Origin of the sequence: Streptomyces sp. NPDC007901 (genome assembly GCF_042959465.1) — a bacterium.
Lineage (GTDB): Bacteria > Actinomycetota > Actinomycetes > Streptomycetales > Streptomycetaceae > Streptomyces.
Genome location: NZ_JBIBKW010000017.1, coordinates 38,263 through 62,786, shown reverse-complemented (window position 1 = coordinate 62,786; position 24,524 = coordinate 38,263). Strand labels below are relative to the sequence as shown.

18 protein-coding genes are annotated in these 24,524 nt (G+C 72.4%); 7 read left to right on the top strand and 11 right to left on the bottom strand.

The window, feature by feature from the left end; all coding sequences use genetic code 11:
* The first annotated feature begins 11 nt into the window (after positions 1–11).
* Together ACFZDK_RS39905 and ACFZDK_RS39900 are read left to right on the top strand one after the other, a co-directional pair.
* Entirely contained in the window at positions 12–995 is a 984-nt protein-coding gene (locus tag ACFZDK_RS39905; protein ID WP_390980050.1) for an aldo/keto reductase, read from the top strand.
* An 83-nt stretch (positions 996–1,078) separates the two neighbouring features.
* The gene (locus ACFZDK_RS39900; protein ID WP_390980048.1) at positions 1,079–1,564 is read left to right on the top strand and encodes a DUF6328 family protein; all 486 of its coding nucleotides are present in this window, start codon (positions 1,079–1,081) and stop codon (positions 1,562–1,564) included.
* Here the strand turns inward: ACFZDK_RS39900 and ACFZDK_RS39895 are convergent.
* The 10 genes from ACFZDK_RS39895 to ACFZDK_RS39850 form a co-directional block, all read right to left on the bottom strand.
* Positions 1,549–2,217, bottom strand: a complete 669-nt coding sequence (locus ACFZDK_RS39895) for a DUF2238 domain-containing protein (RefSeq protein ID WP_390980046.1) — start codon at positions 2,215–2,217, stop codon at positions 1,549–1,551. The genes ACFZDK_RS39900 and ACFZDK_RS39895 overlap by 16 nt on opposite strands.
* A 68-nt stretch (positions 2,218–2,285) precedes the next feature.
* A complete protein-coding gene (locus ACFZDK_RS39890; RefSeq protein ID WP_390980044.1) occupies positions 2,286–2,711 on the bottom strand; it encodes an SsgA family sporulation/cell division regulator in 426 nt (141 codons plus the stop codon).
* Positions 2,712–2,773: 62 nt separating this feature from the next.
* On the bottom strand, positions 2,774–3,820 hold the full coding sequence (locus ACFZDK_RS39885; protein WP_390980042.1) for a hypothetical protein: 1,047 nt from the start codon (positions 3,818–3,820) through the stop codon (positions 2,774–2,776).
* Between the two features lie 168 nt (positions 3,821–3,988).
* Complete coding sequence (locus tag ACFZDK_RS39880; protein ID WP_390980040.1) at positions 3,989–5,635, bottom strand: protein kinase; 1,647 nt, start codon at positions 5,633–5,635, stop codon at positions 3,989–3,991.
* A 199-nt stretch (positions 5,636–5,834) separates the two neighbouring features.
* A complete protein-coding gene (locus ACFZDK_RS39875) occupies positions 5,835–6,794 on the bottom strand; it encodes a pyridoxal-phosphate dependent enzyme (RefSeq protein ID WP_390980038.1) in 960 nt (319 codons plus the stop codon).
* Between the two features lie 83 nt (positions 6,795–6,877).
* A complete protein-coding gene (locus ACFZDK_RS39870; RefSeq protein ID WP_390980036.1) occupies positions 6,878–7,870 on the bottom strand; it encodes a polyprenyl synthetase family protein in 993 nt (330 codons plus the stop codon).
* Positions 7,867–8,907, bottom strand: a complete 1,041-nt coding sequence (locus ACFZDK_RS39865; RefSeq protein ID WP_390980032.1) for a tetratricopeptide repeat protein — start codon at positions 8,905–8,907, stop codon at positions 7,867–7,869. The genes ACFZDK_RS39870 and ACFZDK_RS39865 overlap by 4 nt, the downstream gene beginning before the upstream one ends.
* A 177-nt stretch (positions 8,908–9,084) precedes the next feature.
* Positions 9,085–9,762, bottom strand: a complete 678-nt coding sequence (locus ACFZDK_RS39860) for an AIM24 family protein (RefSeq protein ID WP_390980030.1) — start codon at positions 9,760–9,762, stop codon at positions 9,085–9,087.
* A gap of 56 nt (positions 9,763–9,818) precedes the next feature.
* Positions 9,819–11,171 (bottom strand): CAP domain-containing protein, encoded by a 1,353-nt coding sequence (locus ACFZDK_RS39855; RefSeq protein ID WP_390980028.1) that lies wholly within the window; start codon positions 11,169–11,171, stop codon positions 9,819–9,821.
* Positions 11,172–11,270: 99 nt separating this feature from the next.
* The gene (locus ACFZDK_RS39850; protein ID WP_390980026.1) at positions 11,271–12,503 is read right to left on the bottom strand and encodes a serine hydrolase; all 1,233 of its coding nucleotides are present in this window, start codon (positions 12,501–12,503) and stop codon (positions 11,271–11,273) included.
* Between the two features lie 309 nt (positions 12,504–12,812).
* Between ACFZDK_RS39850 and ACFZDK_RS39845 the strand changes: the two genes are divergently transcribed.
* From ACFZDK_RS39845 to ACFZDK_RS39825, 5 genes are all read left to right on the top strand, one after another.
* Positions 12,813–14,591, top strand: a complete 1,779-nt coding sequence (locus ACFZDK_RS39845; protein WP_390980024.1) for a M4 family metallopeptidase — start codon at positions 12,813–12,815, stop codon at positions 14,589–14,591.
* A 193-nt stretch (positions 14,592–14,784) separates the two neighbouring features.
* Positions 14,785–15,975, top strand: coding sequence for an ROK family protein (locus tag ACFZDK_RS39840; RefSeq protein WP_390980022.1), 1,191 nt, complete (start codon positions 14,785–14,787; stop codon positions 15,973–15,975).
* Positions 15,976–16,006: 31 nt separating this feature from the next.
* Positions 16,007–17,803, top strand: coding sequence for a CBM35 domain-containing protein (locus ACFZDK_RS39835; protein ID WP_390980020.1), 1,797 nt, complete (start codon positions 16,007–16,009; stop codon positions 17,801–17,803).
* Between the two features lie 139 nt (positions 17,804–17,942).
* A complete protein-coding gene (locus ACFZDK_RS39830; RefSeq protein WP_390980018.1) occupies positions 17,943–20,288 on the top strand; it encodes a glycoside hydrolase N-terminal domain-containing protein in 2,346 nt (781 codons plus the stop codon).
* Positions 20,285–21,517 (top strand): GDSL-type esterase/lipase family protein, encoded by a 1,233-nt coding sequence (locus ACFZDK_RS39825; protein WP_390980016.1) that lies wholly within the window; start codon positions 20,285–20,287, stop codon positions 21,515–21,517. The genes ACFZDK_RS39830 and ACFZDK_RS39825 overlap by 4 nt, the downstream gene beginning before the upstream one ends.
* An 18-nt stretch (positions 21,518–21,535) precedes the next feature.
* Here ACFZDK_RS39825 and ACFZDK_RS39820 read toward each other — a convergent pair whose 3' ends face one another.
* Positions 21,536–24,406, bottom strand: a complete 2,871-nt coding sequence (locus ACFZDK_RS39820) for an AAA family ATPase (RefSeq protein WP_390980014.1) — start codon at positions 24,404–24,406, stop codon at positions 21,536–21,538.
* Positions 24,407–24,524 lie beyond the last annotated feature (118 nt).

The window sequence follows — 24,524 nt, the reverse complement described above, 5'->3', positions numbered from 1 at the left end:
AGACTGGCGCCATGGACGAACGCGTAATCGGCAGGTCGGGACAGCGGGCATCGGTCGTCGGCCTGGGCACATGGCAGCTCGGCGCCGACTGGGGCGAGGTGGACGAGAAGGACGCTCTGGCCGTGCTGGAGGCGGCGGCCGAGTCGGGGGTGACCTTCTTCGACACCGCCGACGTGTACGGAGACGGGCGCAGCGAGCAGACCATCGCCACCTTCCTGCGTGGCCGGCCGGACCTGCACGTGCTGGTGGCCACCAAGATGGGCCGCCGGGTCGACCAGATCCCGGAGAACTACGTCCTGGACAACTTCCGCGCGTGGAACGACCGGTCGCGCCGCAACCTCGGTGTGGACCGCCTCGACCTGGTGCAGCTGCACTGCCCGCCGACCCCGGTCTACTCCTCGGACGAGGTGTACGACGCCCTCGACACGATGGTCGAGGAGGAGCGCATCGCCGCCTACGGCGTCAGCGTGGAGACCTGCGCGGAGGCGCTCACCGCGATCGCCCGCCCGGGCGTGGCCAGCGTGCAGATCATCCTCAACCCGTTCCGTATGAAGCCGCTGTACGAGGTGCTCCCGGTGGCCCGCGAGGCCGGCGTCGGCATCATCGCGCGGGTGCCGCTCGCCTCGGGTCTGCTGTCCGGCAAGTACACCAAGGACACCGTCTTCGCCGCCGACGACCACCGCACCTACAACCGGCACGGCGAGGCCTTCGACCAGGGCGAGACCTTCTCCGGAGTGGACTACGCGACGGGCGTCGAGGCCGCCGCCGAGTTCGCCGCCCTCGCCCCCGAGGGGTACACGCCGGCCCAGCTCGCCCTGCGCTGGATCATCGAGCAGCCCGGGGTGACCACGGTGATCCCGGGCGCCCGCAACCAGGAGCAGGCCCGGGCCAACGCGGCCGCCGCGAAGCTCCCGGAGCTGCCCTCCGAGACCGTCGCCGCGATCCGTGAGCTGTACGTCGGCCGGATCAAGGACCAGGTCGAGAACCGCTGGTAGAACCGGGTGCGGGCCGGGTGCGGACGGGTGCCGCCCCCGGCCCGCGCCGTTTGGGAATCCGGCCCGGCGGTTACCCGCATGTCATGACCGACCAGGACCGGCGCACCGGGCGCGACGAGACGGAGGAGGAGCGCGCCGACCGGATGTGGGGCGAACTCATCCAGGAGGTGCGCGTCGCCCAGACCGGTGTGCAGATCCTCTTCGGCTTCCTGTTGACCGTGGTGTTCCAGCAGAAGTACGCCGAGCTGTCCGACGCGGACCGGGCGATCTACATCGTCACGGTCGTCCTGGGGGCCTCGGCCACCGGCGCGCTCATCGGCCCGGTGTCCCTGCACCGGCTGGTCGCCGGCCGGAAGGTCAAGCCGCAGGCGGTGCGGCTGGCCTCCGGGCTGACCCAGGTCGGCCTCTTCCTGCTGCTGGCCACCATGACCTCGTCCCTGGTGCTGATCCTCCGGGTGGCCACCGGCGGGAGCGGGGTGACCTGGGTGGTGGTGGCCGTCGTCGTCTGGTACCTGGTGTGCTGGTACGGCCTGCCGTTCTGGTCGCGGCGCCGTCACAGCGCCCGCTGAGCCGCCTCCAGCGCCCGCAGCTGCCGGTCGTGCACCCTGCTGAGCACCAGGACCGACACCGTCGCGCCGATCAGCGCGCAGAACATGTCCCACTGGGTGTCCCACACATCGCCCTGCGTGGCCAGGAACGCGTCCGCGCCGTGCCCGCCGATCTCCGCCGCCAGCCACTCCAGCAGCTCGAAGAAGGCACTGAACGCGAGACAGGCGCACACGCTGAGCGGGGCCAGCCAGCGGCTGCCGCGCAGCGGCGAGGTACGGCTGAGCAGCTCCCGGACCAGGATCGCCGGCACGAACCCCTGCATGAGGTGGCCGAGACGGTCGTACGGATTGCGGTCGAGGCCGAAGGTGTCCCGGACCCAGTCGCCCACCGGCACCTCGGCGTAGGTGTAGTGGCCGCCGACGGCCAGCACCAGCGCATGCACGGTCAGCAGTCCGGCCAGCAGGCCCGTCAGCGGGAAGCGCCGCCAGGTCAGCACCACGAGCGGCAGCCCCACCAGTACCCACACCGTCTCCAGGAACCACGTCGTACGGTCCCGTGCGCCCCATGCCGAGAGCGCCATGCCGGCCACCACCACTCCGGCGAGCAGGGCGGGCGGAACACGGCGGGGCACCCGGTGCGGAACGGGGCGCGGGGCGGGGTGCACTGCGGTCATGGCGGACTCCTTGTCGTGGAGCCCTCATCGTGGCCGCGACCCGAGGGCGCGGACATGAGTACGGCTACTCAGCCGGTCGCGAGGATCTCCGCGAGTACGTCGTCCACCTGGACCTCCTCGCGCCCGGGCGCCACGACCATGTAGGTGTCGCTCAGGAACGCGGCCAGCGCGGGCGCCCAGGCGAACACCACCGCGTGGTGCCGGGTGCCGCCGGGCAGCGGATCGCCGAGGAAGTCCATGCGCACTTCCCGCCAGCGCCCCTGCCGCACCGGACGCAGCCGCACGTCACCGACCCCGACCGGCTCTCTCAGACCGTCGTTCAGCATCTCGCGGTCCAGCCGCCACCGGGCGAGCACCCGGCCGTCCAGGGTGAACACCGCGGTGACGGCGAACGGGTCACCGGCGTCGTACGACAGATGGGCGAGGACGGGGCAGCGGCCCGTCCCGTCCGCACGGAGCTGTACGACCAGGGTCCTGTGCACGATGGGCTTCACCGAGAGGCCTCCGAGAACGATCGGCTGGGTGCCCTCTAGTACCCCTCTCACGGGAAAAACGCTCAATCCTGAGCGGAATTGCCCTCCGAGTCCCGCGAACGCAGTGCGGCCAGGCAGGAACCGATGGCCTGCTGGAGCTCCTCCAACTGCTGGACCATGTCGTCCTCGTAGAAGTCCTGGGCGTCGTCGAAGGTCAGCTCCTCGAACGCCTTGGTCGCCTTCTGGAGGCTGTTGTAGAACTTCGTCCGCCGCTCCTGGACCCGTAGGTCGGGGTCGGCCTCGACCGCCTCCACGACCAGGTTCTTCAGGGTGTCGTACGCCTCGGACGCCCACTCGCCGGTGTCCTCGTCCTCGTCCAGCTCGTCGAGGAGGGAGAGATGGCGCTCGGCCTCCTGGCGGAGTTCCACGGGGGCGTCGACGGTCTGTCCGGCCGGGGTCTTGATCTGGCCCGACTCGGCGATCTGGCGGACGTAACCGATCCGGTCCGCCGAGCGGCTCTCGGTGGCGACGGCCTTCTTCAGATCGGCGGTGCGGACCACGTCCCGGGCCAGCACCGTCTGCAGCTCGGGGTCCTCCTTGATGCGGTCCAGGAGAGCCGTGCGGGCGGCGCTGGCGGTGGACGGGTCGGCGAGGATCGCGGCACGCAGCGCGGTGGGGTTCTCCGCGACCTCAAGGGCCTTGGTGGGCCGGATGCCCTCCGCCTCGGCGGCCTCGGCGATGGCGGTGCCGCGCTCGGAGGTCGCGCTGCTGCGGGCGACGTAGTAGGCCAACCACACGTCGGAATCAGGAAGTTCGACCTCCTGCCCGGGGGTCAGCGCCTCGAAGTGCGGGACCAGACCGTCGTCGGCGGCCTTGTCCCACGCCTTGTAGTAGCGCATCACCCGCTCCGGGGAGCAGCCGGCCAGCTCCGCGAACTCCTTCGCCGACACCTTCGGCGTCTCGTCCGCGCCCTGTCCACCCGGCCGCACACTGCGCGCCACCATCAGCCCGAACGTCCAGCCACCGGTGCGCACATACGCGCCGAACTCCCGCGCGTCCCGCGCCACGAGGTCGGAGAGGGGAGCCGGGGACGCGTTGGACGTCTCGGACGGGTCGATCGCTAGGGTCACGGAGAACGCTCCTGAAGGCTGCCGAACTGCATGCGTACGGACCAGCAGCCTATATCCGCCCATTGACCAGGCTTTGCCGCACCACCCAAGACCGGCCGACCGCACCGCGCACCACCGGCCGCTGCGTCTGGCGGGACCGGCCCCGGGTGGGACCCGGGGGCGGGTGGGTCAGGTCTTCGCTGGGCGGAACGTTGTCAGGAAGGTCTTCATCGCGAGCTGGTTCGCGGGCTGGTCCCAGGTGGCGGCGGAGGTGGTGATGCGTAGGGAGAAGCTGCGGCCGCCGCCGAGGAGGAAGCCGCGGCCGAAAGTGTGGACGCGGTCGGCTCCGGTGCCGGAGAGCCACTCCATGTCGGCTGCCTTGTACCCCTGGTAGGTGGTCGCGGTGATCTGGCCGACCCGCTGGTAGCCGTCCAGCTGCTCCAGTTGCGGTTCCACGTCGTCCCGCCAGACGGCGACCGGGTCGGGGCCGGCCTGGGTGCTGTAGGTGATCGCCAGGGTGCGCGGGTCGTCGCCGCCCGGGCCGAAGGTGATCCGATAGGCCAGGTCGTCGACCCGCGAGGTCTCGATGCGCTTCCAGCCCGTCGGGAGTGCCACGGAGAAGCCCTCCGGGGCGGTGTAGCGGTGGAAGCCGGCCGGCAGGGCGCCGCCGGTGGCGGAGGCCGAGGCCGAGGCCGAGGCGGAGGCCGAGGGCGAGGGCGACGGGCTGGCGGTGGTGCTGGGGGAGGCCGAGGTCTTGGAGGGGGAGGGGTTCGGTCCGTTGCCGTCGGTGCGGTTGCTCGGCTGGTCGGCCGTCGCGGAGGCGCTCGGCGCCGAGCCCGCCGAGGTGCTGCCGCCGCCCGGAAGTCCCTGGGTCGCGGCCAGTACCGCCACCGACACGGTCACCACCGCCAGCGCGGTCCCGCCGATCATGGTGGTCCTGCTCCACCCCGAGGCACGCGCGGCCACATAGGCGCCGCGCAGCCGGGGCACGGGGGCCGGCTGCCCGACCGTGTCGGGATCCTCGTCGAGGACACGTGTCAGCGCCTGGCGGACCACCGGCCGGCTGAGCCGCTCCCGGGAGTTCTTGCGCAGCAGCCCCTGCACGACCTGCGTCAGCGGGCCCGCCCGCAACGGGGTGCGCAGCGGCAGCCGGTCCACGCCCTTCAGGGTGGCGTCGGCCTTGCCCCGGTCCCGGAACGGCGGCCGCCCCTCGACCATCGTGTAGAGGATCGCGCCCAGCGCCCACAGATCGGCGGCCGGCCCGATGCGCTCGTCACGGGCCTGCTCCGGCGAGGCGTACGACGGCGCGGTGACCCGGGGCGCCAGCGTCGCGCCCGCGAGACCGAACCCGGTGACCACGACCGGACCCTTGTCGCGGACGAAGATCTGGCCGGGGCTGAGCTCGCCGTGGGTGTAGCCGTCGCTGTGCGCGGCCTCCAGCACGTCGAGCACGTCGAGGGCGATCCGGGCGGCCCGTACGTAGTTGAGCGAGCCCTGTTGCGCGAGGAGTTCGCTGAGCGGTGTGCCGTCGATCAGCTCCGTCACCGTCCACAGCGCGCCCGCCTCCTCGAAGGCGTCGATCACCATCGCCACCCGGCCCGGCCGCAGCGCGCTCATCACCTCGGAGGAGCGCAGCACCCGGGCGGTGGCCCGGCGCACGATGTCGGCGGTGAGGTCGCCGGGAAGCGCGATCTGGGTCACCAGACGCGGGCGCTCCGCCTGGATGTCCTCCGCGTACCAGCCGATGCGGTTCGGCTCGCGGTCGGCGACCTCGAGGAGCCGATACCTTCCGGCGACCAACTCTTGTGCGGAGACATGCGCCTTGACCATCGTCATCCCTCGCTGAAACCCCTGCCTCGTCTTGACCAGAGGTACGGGGGACGCGCCCGGGTTTGTTCAAAGGATCTGCAACTCCGGGAGGGTTCTTGCCTTTTATTCAAACGGCGGCACCAGCAGCGAACTTGGGGAAAACAGTGAATGGCCGGGCTTCGACCTGGGGGTAACCGACGGTAAAAGCCCGGCTGCGGTGCGGTGGTCAGCCGAGCCCGAAGCGCTCGGTCCACTCGGCGATTTCCCGGTGTGTCACATTGCCCCCGCACACCACGAGCCCGATCCGCGCCCCGTCGCCGACCCGCTCCCGCACCTGCCGGGCGGCGGGCAGCAGACAGCCGGCGGCCGGTTCGGTCCACACCTTGGCGTGCTCGGCGAACTCCAGACTGCCCCGTACGGCCTCCCGGTCCGGGACCACCAGGACCTCCTCCACGAGGGCCGCCCCGAGGTCGTAGGTCAGCCGGGACACGGCCGGCGCACTGAGCGTCGTCACGATCGAGGACACCGCGACCGGCAGCGGCCCGCCCGCCGCGAGCGCCTCGGACATGGCCTGCGCGCCCTCCGTCTCCACGCCCCACACCCGCACCTCCGGGCGCTTCGCGCGCAGCGCCGCCGCGACGCCCGCGATCAGGCCCCCGCCGCCGATGCTGACGATCACGTCGGTGAGGTCGTCCGCGTCCTCGGCGAGCTCCAGGCCCACCGTGCCCTGACCGGCGATCACGATCGGGTCGTCGAACGGGTGGACCAGGGTGAGGCCCTCGTCGCGCAACACGGTGACCAGCTCGAACGCCGAACCCATGCCGTCGGTCAGCCGCACCGACGCCCCGGCCGCCTCCACCAGCGCGATCGACCGGGCTGGCGCGGTACGGGGCATGACCACGGTCGCCTTCACCTGGAGGGCCTCGGCCATCACCGCAAGGGCGATGCCGTGGTTGCCGCCGCTGACGGCCACCACGCCCGCCGCCCGCTCGGCCTCGCTCAGCGACAGCAGCTTGGCCGTGGCCCCGCGTGCCTTGAACGAGCCGGTGCGCTGGAGGAGTTCGAGCTTGGCGGTGACGGGGGCGCCGAGCAGCTCCGACAGACCGGGGCTGGGCACGGTGGGCGTGCGGACGACGTGCCCGGCGATCTGCTGTGCGGCGGCTTCGATGTCCGAGATGCCGATCAAGGTGGTTCACCCTTCCGGCGCGGAGGTCAAGGACCGCGCCTTTCGCACCCTGACCCGGCCGGACGCCCCAGGTCAACCCGGATTCACAGGTCCCGGAGCACCAGGAAGTCCAGCAGGTCGAGCAGGTCCGCAGAGGCGAGCGGGAGCCCGGCGAGCAGCGCCTCGGCGCGCTCGGTGTGCCGGTGCGCCTCGGCGAGCGCGGCCGTGCGCCCGCCCGCCTCCTCGATCAGCGCCGCCGCCTCCTCGGCGCGCCCGGGCGTGTCGAGGAGTCCGGCCAGCCGGGGCCCGGCGGGGGTGCCGAGCGCGGCCAGGACCGGATACGTCTTCTTCCGCTCCCGCAGATCGCCGTGCACGGGTTTGCCGGTGACGGCCGGGTCGCCCCAGATCCCCAGGACGTCGTCGACCAGCTGGAACGCCACGCCCAGCTGCCGGCCGGCCCGGTCCAGGTCGCCCACCACGGCCTCCGGCGCCCCGCCGAGCCGGGCCCCCAGCGCGACGGCACACCCGAGCAGCGCGCCCGTCTTGTGCTCGGCCATCACCCGGTACTCCCGCGCCGACACGCCGGTCCACGGCCGGGTCGCGAAGAGCAGGTCGTCCGCCTGCCCCCGCACCAGGTCCGCCAGCGCGCCCGACAGCAGCCGCACGGCGCCGGGCGAGTCGGCCAGCGTCCGCACGGCGAGCGCGAACAGGGCGTCGCCCGCCAGCACCGCCGGTCCGGTGCCGTAGGCGCGCCACACCGCCGGCCGGCGCCGGCGGGTGGTGTCGCCGTCCATGATGTCGTCGTGCAGCAGCGAGAAGGCGTGCACCAGTTCCACCGCCACCGCCGCCGGAACCCCGCTCGCCGCCGGTGCGCCGGCCGCCTCGGCGCCGAGCACCGCGAGCGCCTGCCGGACCCCCTTGCCGCCCGGGGCGTCGACGGGCGCCCCGCCGACCTCGCACCAGCCGAAGGAGTACGAGGCCATCTCGCCGACCCAGGGATGCAGCCCTCCCACCGCGGCCCGCAGCGCGGGCCGCACCAGGTCCCGGCAGCGGGCGAGGACCTGCGGGGGAGTGCTGACGGGCGCGGGCGCGGTCATCGGACGGTCTCCGCCGCGACGCCGAACTCCGCCTGGGCCCGGGTGACCATCTCCCGGGCGTGCCGCAGCCCGGCTCGCTCCAGCACCCCCGCCAGGTCGGCGAGTTCGGCCGCCGTCTCGGCCCGGTCCCGGCCCAGCCGGGCCAGCGCCTTGGCCAGCCCCAGCCGGGACAGCGCCTCGCCGCGCGGCTCGCCCATCGCCCGGAACTCCGCCAGCGCCGTCTCGTACATCGCCCTGGCCTCGGGGTAACGCCCCGCCCGGTACAGGACGTTGCCGCGCATCTTGTGGTTGTAGGCCAGCGCGCCGGACAGGTCCATCGCCCGGCACGACACCTCGGCCTCGGACAGCAGCGCCAGCGCCCGCCCGGTGTCGCCGTCGCGCACGGACACGATGTCGGCGAGCCCGCGCAGCGCCCAGGCGTGCCCGCGCCGGTCCTCCGCCCGCCCGGCTATCTCCGCCGCCTCCTCGAACAACGCGTACGCGGTGTCGTACGACCCGGTGTTGCGGTGCATCTGCGCGATGCCCTCCAGCGCCCACACCGTGTGCCGAGCCTCCCCGCGCCGCCGCGCCTCGGCCAGCAACTGCTCGTGCAGCCGTCCGACGGCCTCGTAGTCGCCCTGGATCCGGCCGGTCTCGGCGAGTCCGGCCAGCGAGTAGCCGCGTACGACGACGTCCCCGCCCCGCTCACCGAGTTCGGCCGCCAGCGCCAGCAGCCGGCGGGCCAGCGGGAACGCCCCGCGCTGCCGGGCCAGGGTGCCGCCGCTCCACAGCGCCCACGCCATCGCCGCCGTCTCCCCGGCCGCCCGGGCGGCGCGGTAGCTCGCCTTCCAGGCCCGGTCCGCGTCCGCCACCCGGCCCAGCCGCCGGTGTGCCTCCGCGACGGCCAGCCGGCAGCGTGCCTCCTCGTCGAGCCGTCCGGACCGCTCGGCCGCCCGCAGTTCCTCGATGCCCGCCGCCAGCACGTCGACCAGCGACGAGTTCACCGACAGGGAAGTCAACGCGCCCTGGTACTCCGGGGCGAATGCCTTGCCGTACATGCGTGCCTCTCTGCGCAAGGGCGTATACACGGCATCTATACATTGCATGTATACACACTGCGTATAGTGCGCCCGAATGATGCCCTGGCCGCGGGGGCCAGGGCTTCGCTGTTGTGCATCAGGACGTCGGCAGGGCCGCCGGGGTTGCCCGTGTGGCGGGGATCACCGCACGAGGTGTCAGTGCTGCTGTGCCTTCTGCGGGGTCAGCTCGCTCGGCCGGACCACCACATATCCCTCGCCCTGGAGCATCAGCTGCACGGCTTCGCCCGAACCGCCGCGCAGCATCGACCCGATGGACTGGGAGCGGTGCAGCGAGGTCTGCAGCTGCGCGGTCCAGCCCACCACGGCGTCGGTGTCGACGTACACCGGGGCCTGCGGCGAGACCGGTATCACCAGCGGGTTGCCGTCGCAGATCAGCCCCAGCTTGCCGTGCCCGGTGAACACGCTGTTGAACAGACCGCCGCCGGCGATCCCGGACCCCTTCACGGTCTTGATCTCGTACGACAGGGAGGCGTCGAAACAGAGGACGTTGCGGCCGTTGACCGTGAACTGGTCGCCGGGCTCGACCTCCACGATGAAACAGTTCTGTGCCTCGTGCGCGAACCAGGCCTCGCCCTGGCCCTGCACCGACATCAGCGGCAGCCCCTCGCCGGTGACCGCGCGCTTGAGCATGCCGCCCACGCCCTGGCCCTTGCGTTCGAACTTGAGACTGCCGCGGTGTGCGATCATCGCGCCCTGGCGGGCGTGCATCTCGCCGTTCACGGCGTACTTGAGGCACTTCGCGTTCTCGACCGACATGCCGGGCTCGACGGCCGGTGCCACCATGTGCTGACTGGAAAAGAGATCACCCTTCATGCCGGGCATGGTGGCCCGGAGGGACCCGTTCCGCCAAGATCACGGACGGTACCGGTTCAGGCACCCAACAGCTGGGTCCAGTAGGTGCCCGCCCGGCCGCCGCCGGCGAAGCCGATGCCGATGTGGGTGAACTCGGGTTTGAGGATGTTGGCCCGGTGGCCCGGGCTGTTCATCCAGCCGTCCACCACCTCGGCCGCCGAGCGCTGGCCGCAGGCGATGTTCTCGCCGATGGTGCGCCGCCGGGAGCCCGCGGCGGCGGCCCGGTCCCAGGGCTGGGTGCCCTCGGGGGAGGTGTGCGCATAGAAGTCCCGGGTCGCCATGTCCGTGCTGTACGCCTGCGCGGCCGTCGCCAGTTGCGGATCCACCGCGAGCGGCCGCAGCCCGGCCCGGGCGCGCTCCCGGTTGGTGAGGTCGACGACCTCGGCACGGGTGCGGGTCAGCTCGGCCCGGGTGAGCGGTCTGGCCCACAGGGCGGTCCAGTAGATGTCGCCGTCGCGCGGGTCGCGGACGTGGGCCAGCCCGGCGTGGGTGAAGGCGGGGTCGAGCAGGGTGCGCCGGGCGTCCTCGGTGCGCAGGCAGTAGTCGACGAACCCGGCCGGGGTGCGGGGGCCGGAGACGAGGTGTTCGCCGACCGTGACATACGCGAATCCGGTGTGGCTGATCCGCTGGTGGACGGAGACGCCGTCACGGCTCTCGGTGGCCAGCCGGCCGGCCTCGGCCATCGCGGTGGCGTGCGCGTGGGCGGCGGAGGCCAGCCGGGCGTCGGGGGCCACGGGCGGGCGGCCGGCCTCGGCGCGGGCGGAGTTGACCAGGCCCAGCAGGCCGTCCGGGTCGGGCAGCGAGGCTGTCGAGGGGCGGGCCGGGGCGGCCGCCGTGCGCTGCGCGGGGATGGTGGTGCGGAACGCGGGGGCGGCCGGAGCCGGTTGCCGGTCCTCGACGACGTCGACCCCGAAGTCCCGGGCCAGGCCCGCCAGCCCGTCCGCGTACCCCTGGCCGATCGCGCGCAGCTTCCAGCCGGTGCCCCGGCGGTATATCTCGGCGAGCAGCAACAGGGTCTCGGTCTGCGGGCGCGGCGGGGCGAAGCGGGCCAGGGTGCGGCCGAGCCGGTCGGTGACGTGCAGGGTGGACGCGGGCAGCCGGCCGAGCGCGGTCCCAAGCTCCTCGGCGGTGACGGCGAGGGTGACGCGCCGGGCGCCGGACCGCAGCCGGGCCGGCTCGACGGTCAGCGTGTCGCCGCGCAGCCGGACGCCGGGTGCGTCCGGCTGGTTGTAGAACACGAAGTCGACGTCACCGCCCACCTGGCCGCTCTCGCCGGTGATCAGGGCGGACACGTCGAACGGACCGGGTACCCGCAGCGTCAGCGCGCCGCCCGGAAGGGGCAGATTGCCCCCGGGGACCAGCTCGCTCATCGCGCCGCCTCTGTGCGGTCGGGGGCGGAACCTCGCGCCCGGTGGGGGGAGTCGCCGGTAGAACGTCCGGCCCGGGCGCGAGGTTCCCCCGGCGCGGCGCTAGAGCCGGCTCGGGTCGGCCGGTGCCACGTCCTCCTGCTCGACCGGCGTGGTCGCGCTCCGGGTGGCCGTCGCCTTCTTGCCGCAGAACGCCGACTCCAGCGTGCCCGCCAGCGCGTTGAGCACGGCCGAGTTGTTGGAGGCGTTGGCGACGGCGGTGAGGCTGCGCTTTCCGTCCTTGGTGGTGAAGGCGTACGTGTAGTAGCCCTGGACGGCGCCCGTGTGGCCGTACACCGAGACGCCGCACGACAGGTCGCGGCGGCGCAGGCCCAGGCCGTAGGAGGTGGTGGAGTTGACGCGGGTGAACCGCTCCATCTCCTTGAGCTGGGCGGCCGAGGTGAGCTTGCCCCGGACCAGCGCCGAGTAGAAGGTGTCGAGGTCCTGGGCGGTCGAGATGATCGCGCCCGCGCTCTGCGCCCAGGAGACCGTCTGGTTCGTGGCGTCGACGGGCTGGGCGCCCGCCTTGTCCGCGGTGAGGTAGCCGTTGGCGTGCTGTCCCGGGATCTTCGTGTCGGGGTGGACGTAGAAGGTGTCGCGCAGCTTCAGCGGCTTGAGGATGCGGTTCTGGTACTCGGTCTTCACGCTGTGCCCGGTGAGCTTCTCGATCAGCAGGCCGGCCACCACGAAGTTGGTGTTGGAGTACGAGTAGGCGGCGCCCGGCGCGTTGGTGCGCGGCTTCTTCAGGGAGAGGTTCACCAGCTGGCGGTAGGTGAAGACCTTGTTCCGGACCGCCTCGAAGCCGGAGACGCTGCTGGCGAACATGTCGTTGGTGTAGTCGTACAGACCGCTGCGGTGGCTCAGGACGTGCCGCACGGTGATGCGGTCGTCCGGCAGCAGCCCCGGCAGATAGCGGTTGACCGGGGCGTCCAGGGCGAGCTTGTGCTCGTCCACCAGCTGCAGCAGGACGACCGCCGAGAACGTCTTGGTGACACTGCCGACGCGGAAGCGGTCGCCGGTCGTGAGGGCGCGCCGGGTCGTCCGGTCGGCCACGCCCCGGGACGTCTTGTAGACCTTCGTGCCGTCGTCGATACGGGCCATCGCGCCGGGCGCGCCCTTGGACACCACCGAACCCAGTACCGCGGCCAGCCCCGCGGTGTCGGGCGCCGGCAGGGCGGCGGCGGCCGGCCGCGGCTCCGCTCCCGTCGTGCCGGTCGCCGCCTGGGCCGGGACCGCGACCAGTGACAGCGCCACCGCCCCGAGCACCGCGCTTCTGCTCACCTTTGCCGAGACCATCCGGACTCTGCTCCTCTCCGTGCTGTTTCTGATGCGAGATGGGTCACATGCGGTTCAGGGAACCTTCTCGCATCCCGTCACATCTCCACAGCAGACGCATAGTTGGTCACCCAGTGATCACCATGCGGTGCGGTTTCGCAAAGTATTGCCACGAAAAGCAAGAAAAGCGACGAACTGCGCTTTACATGGACATGACTCGTCCGGAAGGGTTGCGGGCCGGGGCCCGACCAGCCTCCTGGCGCCTGACGGCGCCATGCCGCACGGCGATCGACGACCTCGACCGCCGTCCGAACAAAGGAACCCTGATCAGTGCGTAGCGCGCACATACGCAGCGTGGCCGTAGCCGTCGCCGTGACGACCGCCGCCACGGGCCTGGCCGGTACGGCCTTCGCCGGTCCCACCACGGGGGTACAGCAGTCGGCGGCCTCCGCCGCGACATCCGCGCAGGTGGTGGAGGCGGCCCGGGCCGCCGCCTTCGCCCACGCCTCGTCGACCGGTGTCGGCGCGGGCGACGAACTCCGGGCGCAGGACGTGATGATCGACCCCGAAGGGGCACGCCATGTCCGCTTCGTCCGCACCCACCGGGGCATGCCGGTGCTCGGCGGCGACCTCGTCGTCCATCTTTCCCGTCGATTGGCCTACACCGGTGTCACCCGTGCGGCCGATCACGCCGTGAAACCCGCCGTCACCGAGGCGAAGCTGACGGCCCGCCAGGCAGAGGAGAAGGCCGCCTCGGCCGCCGACGGCGACGCCGGCACCGCCGAACTCGTGGTGGACGCCCGCGACGGTGCCTCGGCCCTCGCCTACCAGGTGTCGGTGGACGGCGCGAACGGCTCCAGTACGGTCGTCGTCGACGCCCTGACCGGCAAGGTGCGCAGCAACACGCCGGACAGCGACGAGTTCCTCTCGCCCAAGGTGCTGGAGACCCTCCGCAGGCGCGGTGAGACCGTCGACCCCGCCCTCGGCATCGGCACCCGGGCCCAGGCCCTCATCGGCTCGTCCGCCTCGGCCGCCGCCCACTACCCGGCGACCGCGCACGGCTCCGGCAGATCCCTCTTCGTGGGCAAGGTCCCGCTCACCACCACGCAGACCGCCCGCAAGAGCTTCCTGCTCAAGGACCCGACCCGCTACGGCACCGAGACCCGGGACGCCAAGGGCAGGGAGACCGAGAGCTTCGGCCAGGGCACCAAGTTCACCAGTACCACCGACAGCTGGGGCAACGGCACCACCAGCAGCCGGGGCAGCGCCGCCGCCGACGCCCAGTACGGCATCACCAAGACCCTGGACTTCTACAAGAAGGCCTTCGGCCGCAAGGGCATAGCCAACAACTCCAAGCCCGCCCGCGCCATGGTCCACTGGGGCAACAAGGTCGGCAACGCCTTCTGGGACCCGACCTGTGGCTGCATGCTGTACGGCGACGGCGACGGCCAGGAGATCAAGAAGCCGCTGGTCGTCCTCGACGTCACCGGGCACGAGCTGACCCACGGCGTGGTGGACGCGACCGCCAAGCTCGAACCGACCTACGTCGACAACGACGGCAACCAGTTCGGCGAGCCCGGCGCGCTCAACGAGTCGCTGGCGGACATCTTCGGCTCCAACGTCGAGTTCTCCGCCAACAACCCGAAGAACCCGCCGAACTACCTCCTCGGCGAGAAGCTGGGCCTCGCCCAGAAGTTCCTGCGCCGCCTCGACCACCCCTCGCTCGACCGCCTCGAAGGCACCGTCGACTACTGGTCGCCCGAGGTCGAGGACGCCGAGGTGCACGCCGGCTCCGGCGTCTCCTCGCACGCCTACTACCTGCTCGCCGAGGGCAGCGGCCGCAAGACGATCGGCGCCACCACCTACGACTCGCCGACCTACGACGGGTCCACGGTCACCGGCATCGGCCGGACCAAGGCCACGGCGATCTTCTACCGCGCCCTGACCCGGTACATGGTCTCCTCGACCGACTTCCACGACGCGCGGATCGCGACGCTGAAGGCGGCCAAGGACCTCTACGGCGCGAGCAGCACCGAGTACCGGACGGTCGACCGGGCCTGGGCCGCCGTCAACGTCACGGTCGCCGACACGCCGGCCGTCCGCCGCTGACGGGCGCGCCTTGCCGCTGATCCGGGTGCCCCGTCGGGGGGCCGGGCACCCGGATCGGTCCTCCTGGTGGAACACGGGTCAACGCCCCCGTCACACCCGCCATTTGAAGGCCACCGGAGCCTCACAGTCAACCTTCAGGTGATTCCTGTTTCTTTTATTGACAGCGGAAAATAAGCCACCTAAGTTCCCGGCCATGCGCTCCACCTCCCGTGCCGAGACGTTCCCGGCCCACACGCCGGCCGTCTCACAGATCTTCACCACGGTCCTGTCCCACGGCCCCCTCACCCGGCTGGAGGCGGCTCGCCGGGCCGGTCTGTCGCCGGCGGCCGTGACCAAGGCCGTCCGGCCGCTGCTGGCGGCCGGGTACCTGGCGGAGGACGCCGACGGCGAGGCCCGGCCCGCTCTGGGGCGCCCCGCCAACCTGGTGCGCGTGGACGGCGGGCGGGCGCTGTTCATCGGGGTCAAGGTGACCGGGGACGAGGTCATCGCCGTCCTCACCGACCTGTGCTGCCGGATCCGCCTGGCCCGCCGGCTGCCGGTCACCGACCGCGCCGCCAAGGCCGTCCTGACCTCCATCGCCGAGCTCACCCACGAACTGCGCACCGAGGCCGAGGACTTCGGCGCCCCCGTCCTGGGCCTCGGCATCGCCGTCTCCGGCGACGTGGACCGCGCCGAGGGCGTCGTGCGCTACTCGCCCTTCCTCGACTGGCGGGACGTGGCCCTCGCCGAACTCGCCGCCATGACAACCGGGTTGCCGGTCATCGTCGACAACGACGTGCGCGCCCTGACCGTCGCCGAGCAGTGGTTCGGCGCCGGGGTCGGGCTCTCCGACTTCGCCGTGGTCACCGTCGGCGCCGGCATCGGCTGCGGACTGGTGGTCCACGGACGGGTGGTGTCCGGCGCGCACGGCGTCGCGGGGGAGATCGGGCATGTGCCCATCGACCCGGCCGGACCGCTCTGCCACTGCGGCAACCGCGGCTGCGTGGAGGCGATCGCCGGGGACGCCGCGATCGTCGCCCGCATGCGCGAGGTGACGGGCTGTCAAGTTGCTGACTCCGCCGACGCCGTGGCCCTCGCCCACGAGGGCGTGCCCGGAGCCCGGGAGGTGTACGCGCACGCCGGTGCGGCCATCGGCCGCGGCATCGCCACCGTCGCCAACCTCTTCGGCCCCGAACGCGTGATCATCTCCGGCGAGGGACTCGCCGCCTACGACCTCTTCGCCGAGCAGATCCTCGACTCGTTCACCGCGGCCGCCTTCGGCTCCGCCGCGCAGTGCGACGTACAGACCCGCCCGCTCCCCTTCGAGGAGTGGGCGCGCGGGGCCGCGGCCGCCGCGATCCAGTCCTTCATCACCTCTTCTCCCACTCCGACGGGCCAGGGCTGAGCCGCCCGAGACCCCGAACCCTGGAGGGCCCATGCGGTCACCTTCGCATTCCGTCCTGCCCGTACGCGGGCTGAGAACCGTCCTGGTGCTGGCACTGACGGCCGCCTTCGCGTCCGCCGTGCCCGCGGCGCAGGCCGAGACACCCCCGCTGATAGCCGCCAAGCCCTACATGGGCTGGTCCAGTTGGAGCATGCAGTCGTCCAAGTACCCCGGTCTGAACGACCAGGGCGACTACAGCTACCTCACCGAGGCGAACGTCCTCAAGCAGACCGACGCCCTGGCGAGCAAGCTGAAGAAGTACGGCTACGAATACGTCAACATCGACGCCGGCTGGTGGATGGACTGGAACTGGAAGACCGGCTACGACCAGTACGGCCGTCAGAAGGCCGACCCCGAACGCTTCCCCAGCGGCATGAAGGCCGTCGCCGACCGCATCCACGCCAAGGGCCTCAAGGCCGGCATCTACCTCCCGGCCGGCCTGGAGAAGGGCGCCTACGGCGACGGGAAGACGCCGATCTGGAACGCCGACGGCTGCACCACCGCCGACATCGTCTACGACGACCTGCGCACCACCAACGGCTGGGACAGCTCGTACAAGATCGACTTCGACAAGCCGTGCGCGCAGAAGTACATCGACTCCCAGGCCCAGCTGATCGCCGGCTGGGGCTACGACTTCCTCAAGCTCGACGGTGTCGGCCCCGGCTCCGGCAAGAGCGGTGACCAGTACAACAACGTCGCCGACGTCGCCGCCTGGCACAAGGCGATCGCGGCCACCGGCCGCCCGATCCACCTGGAGGCCTCCTGGTCCCTGGACTTCGGGCACGCCGCCGACTGGCAGAAGTACACCAACGGCTGGCGCATCGACACCGATGTCGAGTGCTACTGCAACACCCTCGTCAGCTGGGAGAACTCCGTCGACGACCGCTGGGACGACACCCCGGCCTGGACCGACAAGGCGGGCCCCGGCGGCTGGAACGACCTCGACTCCCTCGACGTCGGCAACGGCGCCATGGACGGCCTCACCAAGGCCGAACGGCAGAGCTACGCCACGCTCTGGGCCATCGCCAAGTCGCCCCTGTTCACCGGTGACGACATCACCAAGCTGGACGACTACGGCGTCTCCCTGCTGACCAACCGCGAGGTCATCGGCATCGACCAGAGCAGCAACCCGCCGGCCCGCCCCGTCACCCCGTCCGACCCGCAGCAGGTCTGGGCCGCGAAGAACGCCGACGGCACGTACACGGTCGCCCTGTTCAACCTCGCGGACTCGCCCTCGGCGGTCACGGCCGACTGGACGGCGCTGGGCTTCAGCGGCAAGGCGTCGGTGCGGGACGTGTGGAACAAGGAGAACCTCGGCAGCTTCCAGAACAAGATCACCGAGGCGCTGCCGGCGCACGGCTCCCGGCTGTTCACCGTGACGCCGAAGGGCAGCGCGTCGGCCTCCACCGGCTACGAGGCCGAGGCGAGCGGCAACACGCTGAGCGGCAACGCGTCCGTCGCCGGGTGCGACGCGTGCTCCGGGCAGAAGAAGGTCGGAAACCTGTACCAGGGCGGCAAGCTGACCATCAACAACGTGGTGGTCGACAAGGCCGGCACGTACCTGGTGAAGGTCGCCTACATCAGCGGTGACTCCCGGTCCGCCACGATCTCGGCCAACGCCGGGGCCGGGGCCAGCCACAAGTTCCCGTCGACCGGGGACTGGGGGACCGTGGCGACGGTGAGCGTGCCGGTCACGCTGAAGGCCGGTGCCAACACGATCAGCGTCGACAGCGGGTCGGGGTACGCGCCGGACGTCGACCGGATCGACGTTCCCAAGTCGCCTCGGTAGTCGTCTCGGTCAAGTGCGTCGTTCGGGAACTGCCGGCCGGTGGGGGCCGGTCGCGCAGTTCCTCCCCCAGCCTTCCGCCGGGGGCGCCCCCAGCGCCCCTGAAGGGGCGCTCCCCTCACGGACGTCGGATTGGAACCCCATGGACAACCACCCCAGCAGACGCAGCTTTCTGGCGCTGGCCGCCGCCACCGGGGCCCTGGCCTCGCTTCCCTCGTTCACCGCCTCCGCCGCGCCGCTGCGGTCCTCCGAGCCGCTCGCCGCCTCCCGCCACCCGCTCTGGTGGCAGGCGCCCGCCGACGACGGGTCGATGATCACGCAGGGCCTGCCCGTCGGCAACGGCCGGCTCGGTGCCCTGGCGGGCAACGACTCCGGCCGTGAGCTCCTGCTCGTCACGGACGCCACCCTGTGGACCGGCGGGCTCAACGACACCCTCGACTCCGACGGCCAGTTCCCCTACGGCCGTGCCGACTTCGGCTCCCTCACCCTCCTCGCCCGGCTCACCGTCGAGATCCCCGACCACGACCTGGGGGCCGTCTCCGGCTACCGGCGCACCCTCGACCTCGACAACGGCGTGGTGTCGGCCTCGTACGTCCGCTCCGGAGTGACCTACCGGCGGCAGGTGTTCGCCAGCCGCCCCGACGACGTGATCGTGCTGCACCTCACCCAGGACGGCGGCGGGCGCTACACCGGCACCATCACCCTCGAGGGCACCCACGGCGAGACCGGCGGCACGGCCGAGTCGTTCGCCGGGTCCTTCGCCAACGGCCTGAAGTACGGGGCCGCCGTCAAGGCGTACAGCAGTGGCGGCAGCGTGCGGGTGAGCGGGTCGCACATCACCTTCGCCGACTGCCGGGAGCTGACCGTCGTACTGAGCGGCGGCACGAACTACGCCCCGGACGCCGCCGCCGGCTACCGCGCCCCCTCCGTGAACCCGGTGGCGCTGGCCCGCACCAAGGTGAAGGCGGCCGCCCAGCACTCGGCCGACTCGCTGCTGCGCACCCACGCGGCCGACCACCGGGCGCTGTTCGGGCAGTTCGATCTCACCCTCGGCACCTCGACGGCCGAGCAGCGCGAACTGGACACCTGGGCGCGCGTCCAGGCGCGCGCCGCCACCGGCGACCCCGACCCCGAACTGGAGGCCGCCTACGCCCAGTTCGGCCGGTACCTGATGGTCGCCGGATCGCGCGACAGCCTCCCGATGGGCCTGCAGGGCCTCTGGCTGGACGGCAATGACCCGGACTGGATGGGCGACTACCACACCGACATCAACGTCCAGATGAACTACTGGCTGTCCGACCGGCTGGGCCTCTCCCCGTGCTTCGACGCCTTCACCGACTACTGCGTCGACCAGCTCCCGTCCTGGCAGGACACCACCCGGCGGCTGTTCCAGGACTCCCGCAACCGCTACCGCAACTCCCGGGGCGAGGTGGCGGGCTGGACCGTCGCCATCTCCACCAACCCCTATGGCGGAGGCGGCTGGTGGTGGCACCCGGCCGGCAACGCCTGGCTCTGCCAGAGCCTGTGGGAGCACTACGAGTTCACCCAGTCCCGCGCCCACCTGGAGAAGATCTACCCGCTCCTCAAGGGCGCCGTCGAGTTCTGGGAGGCGCGGCTGCTCAGCACTACCCTGGACGACGGCAAGGAGGTGCTGATCGCCGACAGCGACTGGTCGCCGGAGCAGGGGCCGCTGGACGCCAAGGGCATCACCTATGCCCAGGAACTCATCTGGACCCTGTTCGGGAACTTCCGTACTGCGGCGGCCGAGCTCAAGAGGGATGCTGGATACGCGGGCACCATCGGCGGACTCCGCGAGCGCCTCTACCTGCCGGTGGTGAGCCCCAAGACCGGCTGGCTGGAGGAGTGGATGTCCCCGGACAACCTCGGCGAGACCACCCACCGCCACCTCTCGCCGCTCATCAACCTCTTCCCCGGCGACCGGATCCGCCCGGACGACTCCACGCCGAAGGACATCCTCGCCGGCGCGACGGCCCTGCTGACCGCCCGCGGCATGGACAGCTACGGCTGGTCCAACGCCTGGCGCAGCCTGTGCTGGGCCCGGTTGAAGAACGCGGAGAAGGCCTACCAGCTCGTCGTCAACAACCTGAAGCCGTCGGTGAACGGCAGCAACGGCAGCGCGGCGAACCTCTTCGACATCATGGACATGGGAGGGGGCCGGGGCATCTTCCAGATCGACGCCAACTTCGGCACCCCGGCCGCGATCGCGGAGATGCTGCTGTACTCCCGCCCCGGCCACCTGGAACTGCTGCCGGCCCTGCCCGACGCCTGGGCCGCCGCCGGTTCGGTCACCGGCGCCGGCGCGCGCGGCGGCTTCGTCGTCGACCTGCGCTGGCGCGACGGAAAGCCCACCGAGGCCCGGATCCGCAGCGTCGGCGGCCGCACCACCACGGTCGCGTTCGGCAGTACGACACGGACGGTCACGCTCAAACCCGGCCAGTCCGTCACCCTGAAGGACTTCACGCGGTGACCGGCCGGTTCGCGCGACTGCTGAGCCTCGCCGCCGTGTTACTGACGACGGTCGCCTGCCAGACCGGGCCCGCCCAGGCGGCACCCACCTGGGAGCCCTCCTCCGGAGCCGCCGCCTCCGCCCGGCACGACGTGGTCACCTGGGGCGCCAGCGCCGACCGGATGGGACAGGGCACCGCCGACCGCGGCTACCGGCTGGTCGTGCACACCAGCGAGGCCGGCAGCGGCCTGCGGGTACGCCTGTCCAACGCCTTCGGCGACCGGCCGCTGACCCTGGACAGCGTCTACGCCGGCCTGCAGAGCCAGGGCGCCGCCCTCAGGCCGGGCACCAACAAGCGGCTCACCTTCGACGGCGCCCGCACGGTCACCGTGCCGGCGGGCGCCACCGCCTGGAGCGACCCGCTGCCCGGCAGCCTGCCCGCCGGCAGCAACCTGGTCGTCAGCCTGCACAGCCCCGACGCGGCCGGCCCCGCGACCGGACACGGCATGGCGATGCAGACGTCGTACGTCACCCAGGGCGACCACACCGCCGAGGAGAGCGCCGCCAACTGGACCGACACCACCGGCTCCTGGTGGTACCTGGACTCGGTCTCGGTACGGCCGTCGGACCCGGCCACCGGGGCGGTGGTCGCGCTCGGCGACTCCATCACCGACGGCTGGGCGTCCACCACCGACCTCGACCGCCGCTGGCCCGACTACCTCGCCCGCCGTCTCCAGAAGGCGGACACCGAGGTGAAGGGCGTCGCCGACGAGGGGATCTCCGGCAACCAGGTCCTCGCCGACGGCGCCGGGCAGGCCGCTCTGAACCGGCTGGACCGCGACGTCCTGAGCCAGCCGGGTGTCCGTACCGTCTTCCTCTTCGAGGGGGTCAACGACATCAAGGCCCACACCGGGGTCACCGCGGCCGACCTGATCGGCGGGTACCGAGAGATCGCGCGGCGGGCGCACGCGGCCGGGAAGTGCGTGGTCGCCTCGACCGTCGGGCCGTTCGAGGGCTGGCCGGAGTGGGACCCGGCGGGCGAGGCCGTCCGGCAGGAGGTCAACCACTACATCCGCACCAGCGGGGAGTTCGACGGGACCGCCGACTTCGACCGGATCCTGCGCAGCCCCTACGACCAGGCCCGGATGCTGCCGTTCCTCGACGGCGGCGACCACATCCACCCCAACGACAAGGGGATGCAGGCCATGGCCGACTCCGTCGACCTGGCCGGTCTGGACTGCGAGCGCTGAACCCGCGTGACCGCCTGATCACCCCCGGGCCGACGGCTCCGGGGTGATCAGGCCTTCGCGATAGGCGATCGCCACCGCCTCCGTACGGCTCGCCGCGCCCAGCTTGGCGAGGATGTTGGAGACATGCACGCTCGCCGTCTTGCCGGTGATGAACAGCTCCTCGCCGATCTGCCGGTTGCTGCGGCCGAGCGCCAGCAGGCTCAGCACGTCCTGCTCACGGGCGGTGAGCGGCGCGACCCGGCCGGCTGCCGCGGGCGGCCGCACCAGTGCGTCGAGCCGTTCCAGCAGGGGCGCCGCGCCCAGGGCCACGGCCGTCTGCCGTACCGCTCCCGCCTGCTCCTCGGCCTCGGCACGCCGGCCGTCGGCCAGCAGGGCCTCCGCGTACCGCAGCCGGACCCGGGCCCGCTCGTACACATCGCCGTCCGCGAACGCGGCCACGGTCTTCTCCCAGGCCGCCACGTCCGGCCCCGACACGGCCAGGGTCCGCTCCGCCTCCGCGCGCGCCAGCCAGGCCCGCCCCTCCGGCCCCTGCCGCACGGCCGTCTCCCGGGCCAGCTCCACCAGCTCGTCGGCGACGTCCGTCCAACGGTCCTCGCCCTCGGTACCGCGCAGTTCCACGGCCCGGTCCGCGACCGCCGCCAGCGCGAGCGCCGCCAGCCGGACCGACACGTACGGTGCCCGCCCCAACTGGTCGGCCAACGACGCGACGGACTCCCGCACCAGCGCCACGGCCTCCTCCGCATCGCCCCGCAGGGCGGCGGCGTCGACGAGCACGATGCCCCCGACGAGCCGGCCCATCCAGTCGAAGGGCTCCCCGAGCAGCGCCCCGGCCCGCTCGGCCACATCCGAATCGCCCCGGGCCAGCGCGACGTACAGCGCGGGTCCCTGCGCATATCCCGGCACTCCGTCCCGGTCGGCCGCACGCACGCACTCGTCCCACCGCCCCAGCGTGTACAGCACCAGCAGCCGCAGGTACCGCAGCTCCGAGGCATAGGGAGAGGACAGCAGCCCCGAACGCCGGGCCCGGTCGAGTCCCTCGGTGATCCACGGCAGGCACTCCTCGAACTCACCGGACTCGAAGCAGCCGATGGCGAGGCTGTACAGCGCCCGCATCTCCACCGGAGCGTCCCCGGCCGACCGGGCCAACTCCAGTGCCTCCCGCAGCAGTTCGCGCCCCTTCCCGGTGCCGCGGGCGCCGTCCTCCAGCCGGGCCAGGGAGATCAGCAGCTCGGCCCGGGCCACGGTGGCGCCGATCCGGTCGGCGACCTCCAGAGCCTGCCGGGCGACCCGGAGCGCGGTGGCGTCGTCCCCGACCTGCCGGGCCGCCATGACATGGGTGGACGCGGCCCACACCCAGGTCCGCGACGGCGGATCGGCCGGGATCATCGCGAGCGCCTCGCTGCTGTAGGCGAACGCCGCCGCGAGGTTGTCGACGGTCATCAGGTTCCCGGCCAGGGTGTACCGGACCCGGGCGGCGAGTTCCGGATCCGCGTCCTGACCGGTGCCGGCCAGCGCGGAGCGGGTCAGGGACACCGCCCGGTGCACGTCACCGGCGTGCGCGGCCGCGGCCGAGGCCCGCAGCGTCAACGTCACCGGGTCGAGTCCCTCGCCCGAGGGCCGTGCGTCGGGCGCCACCGTCGGCCACAGGTCCAGGACCGTCTCCAGCCGCCGCAGCTCCTCGGCGGGCGCGCCCACCCGCCGCGCGTGATCGGCGGCCTCCAGCGACGCGGCCAGCGCCTCGGGCAGATCGTGGCTCTCCCGGTAGTGGTGCGCGCGCTCGGCCGCCGTCTCCGCCCCGCCGCCGCGCGCGGCCAGCAGCCGGGCGAACGTGCCGTGCAGCCGCGACCGCTGCCCGGGCAGCAGATCGGCGTAGACGGCCTCGCGCGCGAGGGCATGCCGGAAGGTGTACGTGTCCTCGTCGCCCGCGACCAGCAGCTGCCGCCCGACCGCCTCGCGCAGCGCCGACTCCAGCTCCTCCTCCGGTATCCCGACCGCGTCCCGCAGCAGCTCGTGCCCGACCCGGCGCCCGGCCACCGCGGCCGTCCGCAGTACCTGCTGGGCCGTCTCCGACAGCTGCTCGACCCGGATGAGCAGCAGGTCGGCCAGCCCGGTCGGCATGCCGTCCGCGTCGGCGGCGGCCACCAGCTCCTCCGTGTAGAAGGCGTTGCCCTCGGCCCGCTCCACGATGCCCCGCACCGTCGCGTCCGACAGCGGACGCTCCTCCAGCGCCCGCACCAGCCGCGCCACCTCGGCATCGGCCAACGGCCGCAGCTCCAGCCGGTCCACGGCGGGCAGCCGTACCAGCTCGGCGAGCAACGGCCGCAGCGGATGCCGACGGTGCAGGTCGTCGGCCCGGTAGGAGGCCAGCACGGCGAGCCGCCGGGGGAGCACACCCCGGCTCAGCAGGAACCGCAGCAGATCCCGGGAGGACTGGTCGGCCCAGTGCAGATCCTCCAGGATCAGCAGCAGCGGCGTGACGGCGGCCAGATCGGCGAACAGCCCGGCCACACCCTCGAAGAGCCGCAGCCGCGCATCCGCGTCCCGGGAGGAGTCCGAAGCGGCCCCCAGCAGCCGGTCGACGACCGGATGCGCGGCGACCACCCCGGAGAACCGTTCGTCGGCGGCCAGCACACCGAGGATCTCGGTGAACGGCAGGTACGGCAGCCCCACATCACCGAGATCGACACAGTGCCCGGTGACGACGACCGCCCCGCCCCCGGCCGCCCGCGCCGCCACCTCGTCCAGCAACCGCGTCTTCCCGACCCCCGCGTCCCCGGCGACCAGCACGGCCTGCCCACTGCCGTCCCGGGCACGCCGAAGCACCGCCGCGAGGCGGGCCAGCTCGTCGTCCCGACCGATCAGGGGGGTGTTAAACGATCTCTGCGACACGCCCACATCCTGACAAGGGACCACCCGAGAAACCAAGGGGCGCGGGGCTGTATCGACAGCGGCTCCGCCGCGTGGGCGCGACCAGCCACAACGAACCCGCAGCCGCCACCATCACAGA

Coding starts and splice junctions, on each gene's coding strand:
- ACFZDK_RS39905 (WP_390980050.1), top strand. CDS start 12: ATGGACGAACGCGTAATCGGCAGGTCGGGACAGCGGGCATCGGTCGTC.
- ACFZDK_RS39900 (WP_390980048.1), top strand. CDS start 1,079: ATGACCGACCAGGACCGGCGCACCGGGCGCGACGAGACGGAGGAGGAG.
- ACFZDK_RS39895 (WP_390980046.1), bottom strand. CDS start 2,217: ATGACCGCAGTGCACCCCGCCCCGCGCCCCGTTCCGCACCGGGTGCCC.
- ACFZDK_RS39880 (WP_390980040.1), bottom strand. CDS start 5,635: ATGACGATGGTCAAGGCGCATGTCTCCGCACAAGAGTTGGTCGCCGGA.
- ACFZDK_RS39870 (WP_390980036.1), bottom strand. CDS start 7,870: ATGACCGCGCCCGCGCCCGTCAGCACTCCCCCGCAGGTCCTCGCCCGC.
- ACFZDK_RS39865 (WP_390980032.1), bottom strand. CDS start 8,907: ATGTACGGCAAGGCATTCGCCCCGGAGTACCAGGGCGCGTTGACTTCC.
- ACFZDK_RS39860 (WP_390980030.1), bottom strand. CDS start 9,762: ATGAAGGGTGATCTCTTTTCCAGTCAGCACATGGTGGCACCGGCCGTC.
- ACFZDK_RS39855 (WP_390980028.1), bottom strand. CDS start 11,171: ATGAGCGAGCTGGTCCCCGGGGGCAATCTGCCCCTTCCGGGCGGCGCG.
- ACFZDK_RS39850 (WP_390980026.1), bottom strand. CDS start 12,503: ATGGTCTCGGCAAAGGTGAGCAGAAGCGCGGTGCTCGGGGCGGTGGCG.
- ACFZDK_RS39840 (WP_390980022.1), top strand. CDS start 14,785: ATGCGCTCCACCTCCCGTGCCGAGACGTTCCCGGCCCACACGCCGGCC.
- ACFZDK_RS39835 (WP_390980020.1), top strand. CDS start 16,007: ATGCGGTCACCTTCGCATTCCGTCCTGCCCGTACGCGGGCTGAGAACC.
- ACFZDK_RS39830 (WP_390980018.1), top strand. CDS start 17,943: ATGGACAACCACCCCAGCAGACGCAGCTTTCTGGCGCTGGCCGCCGCC.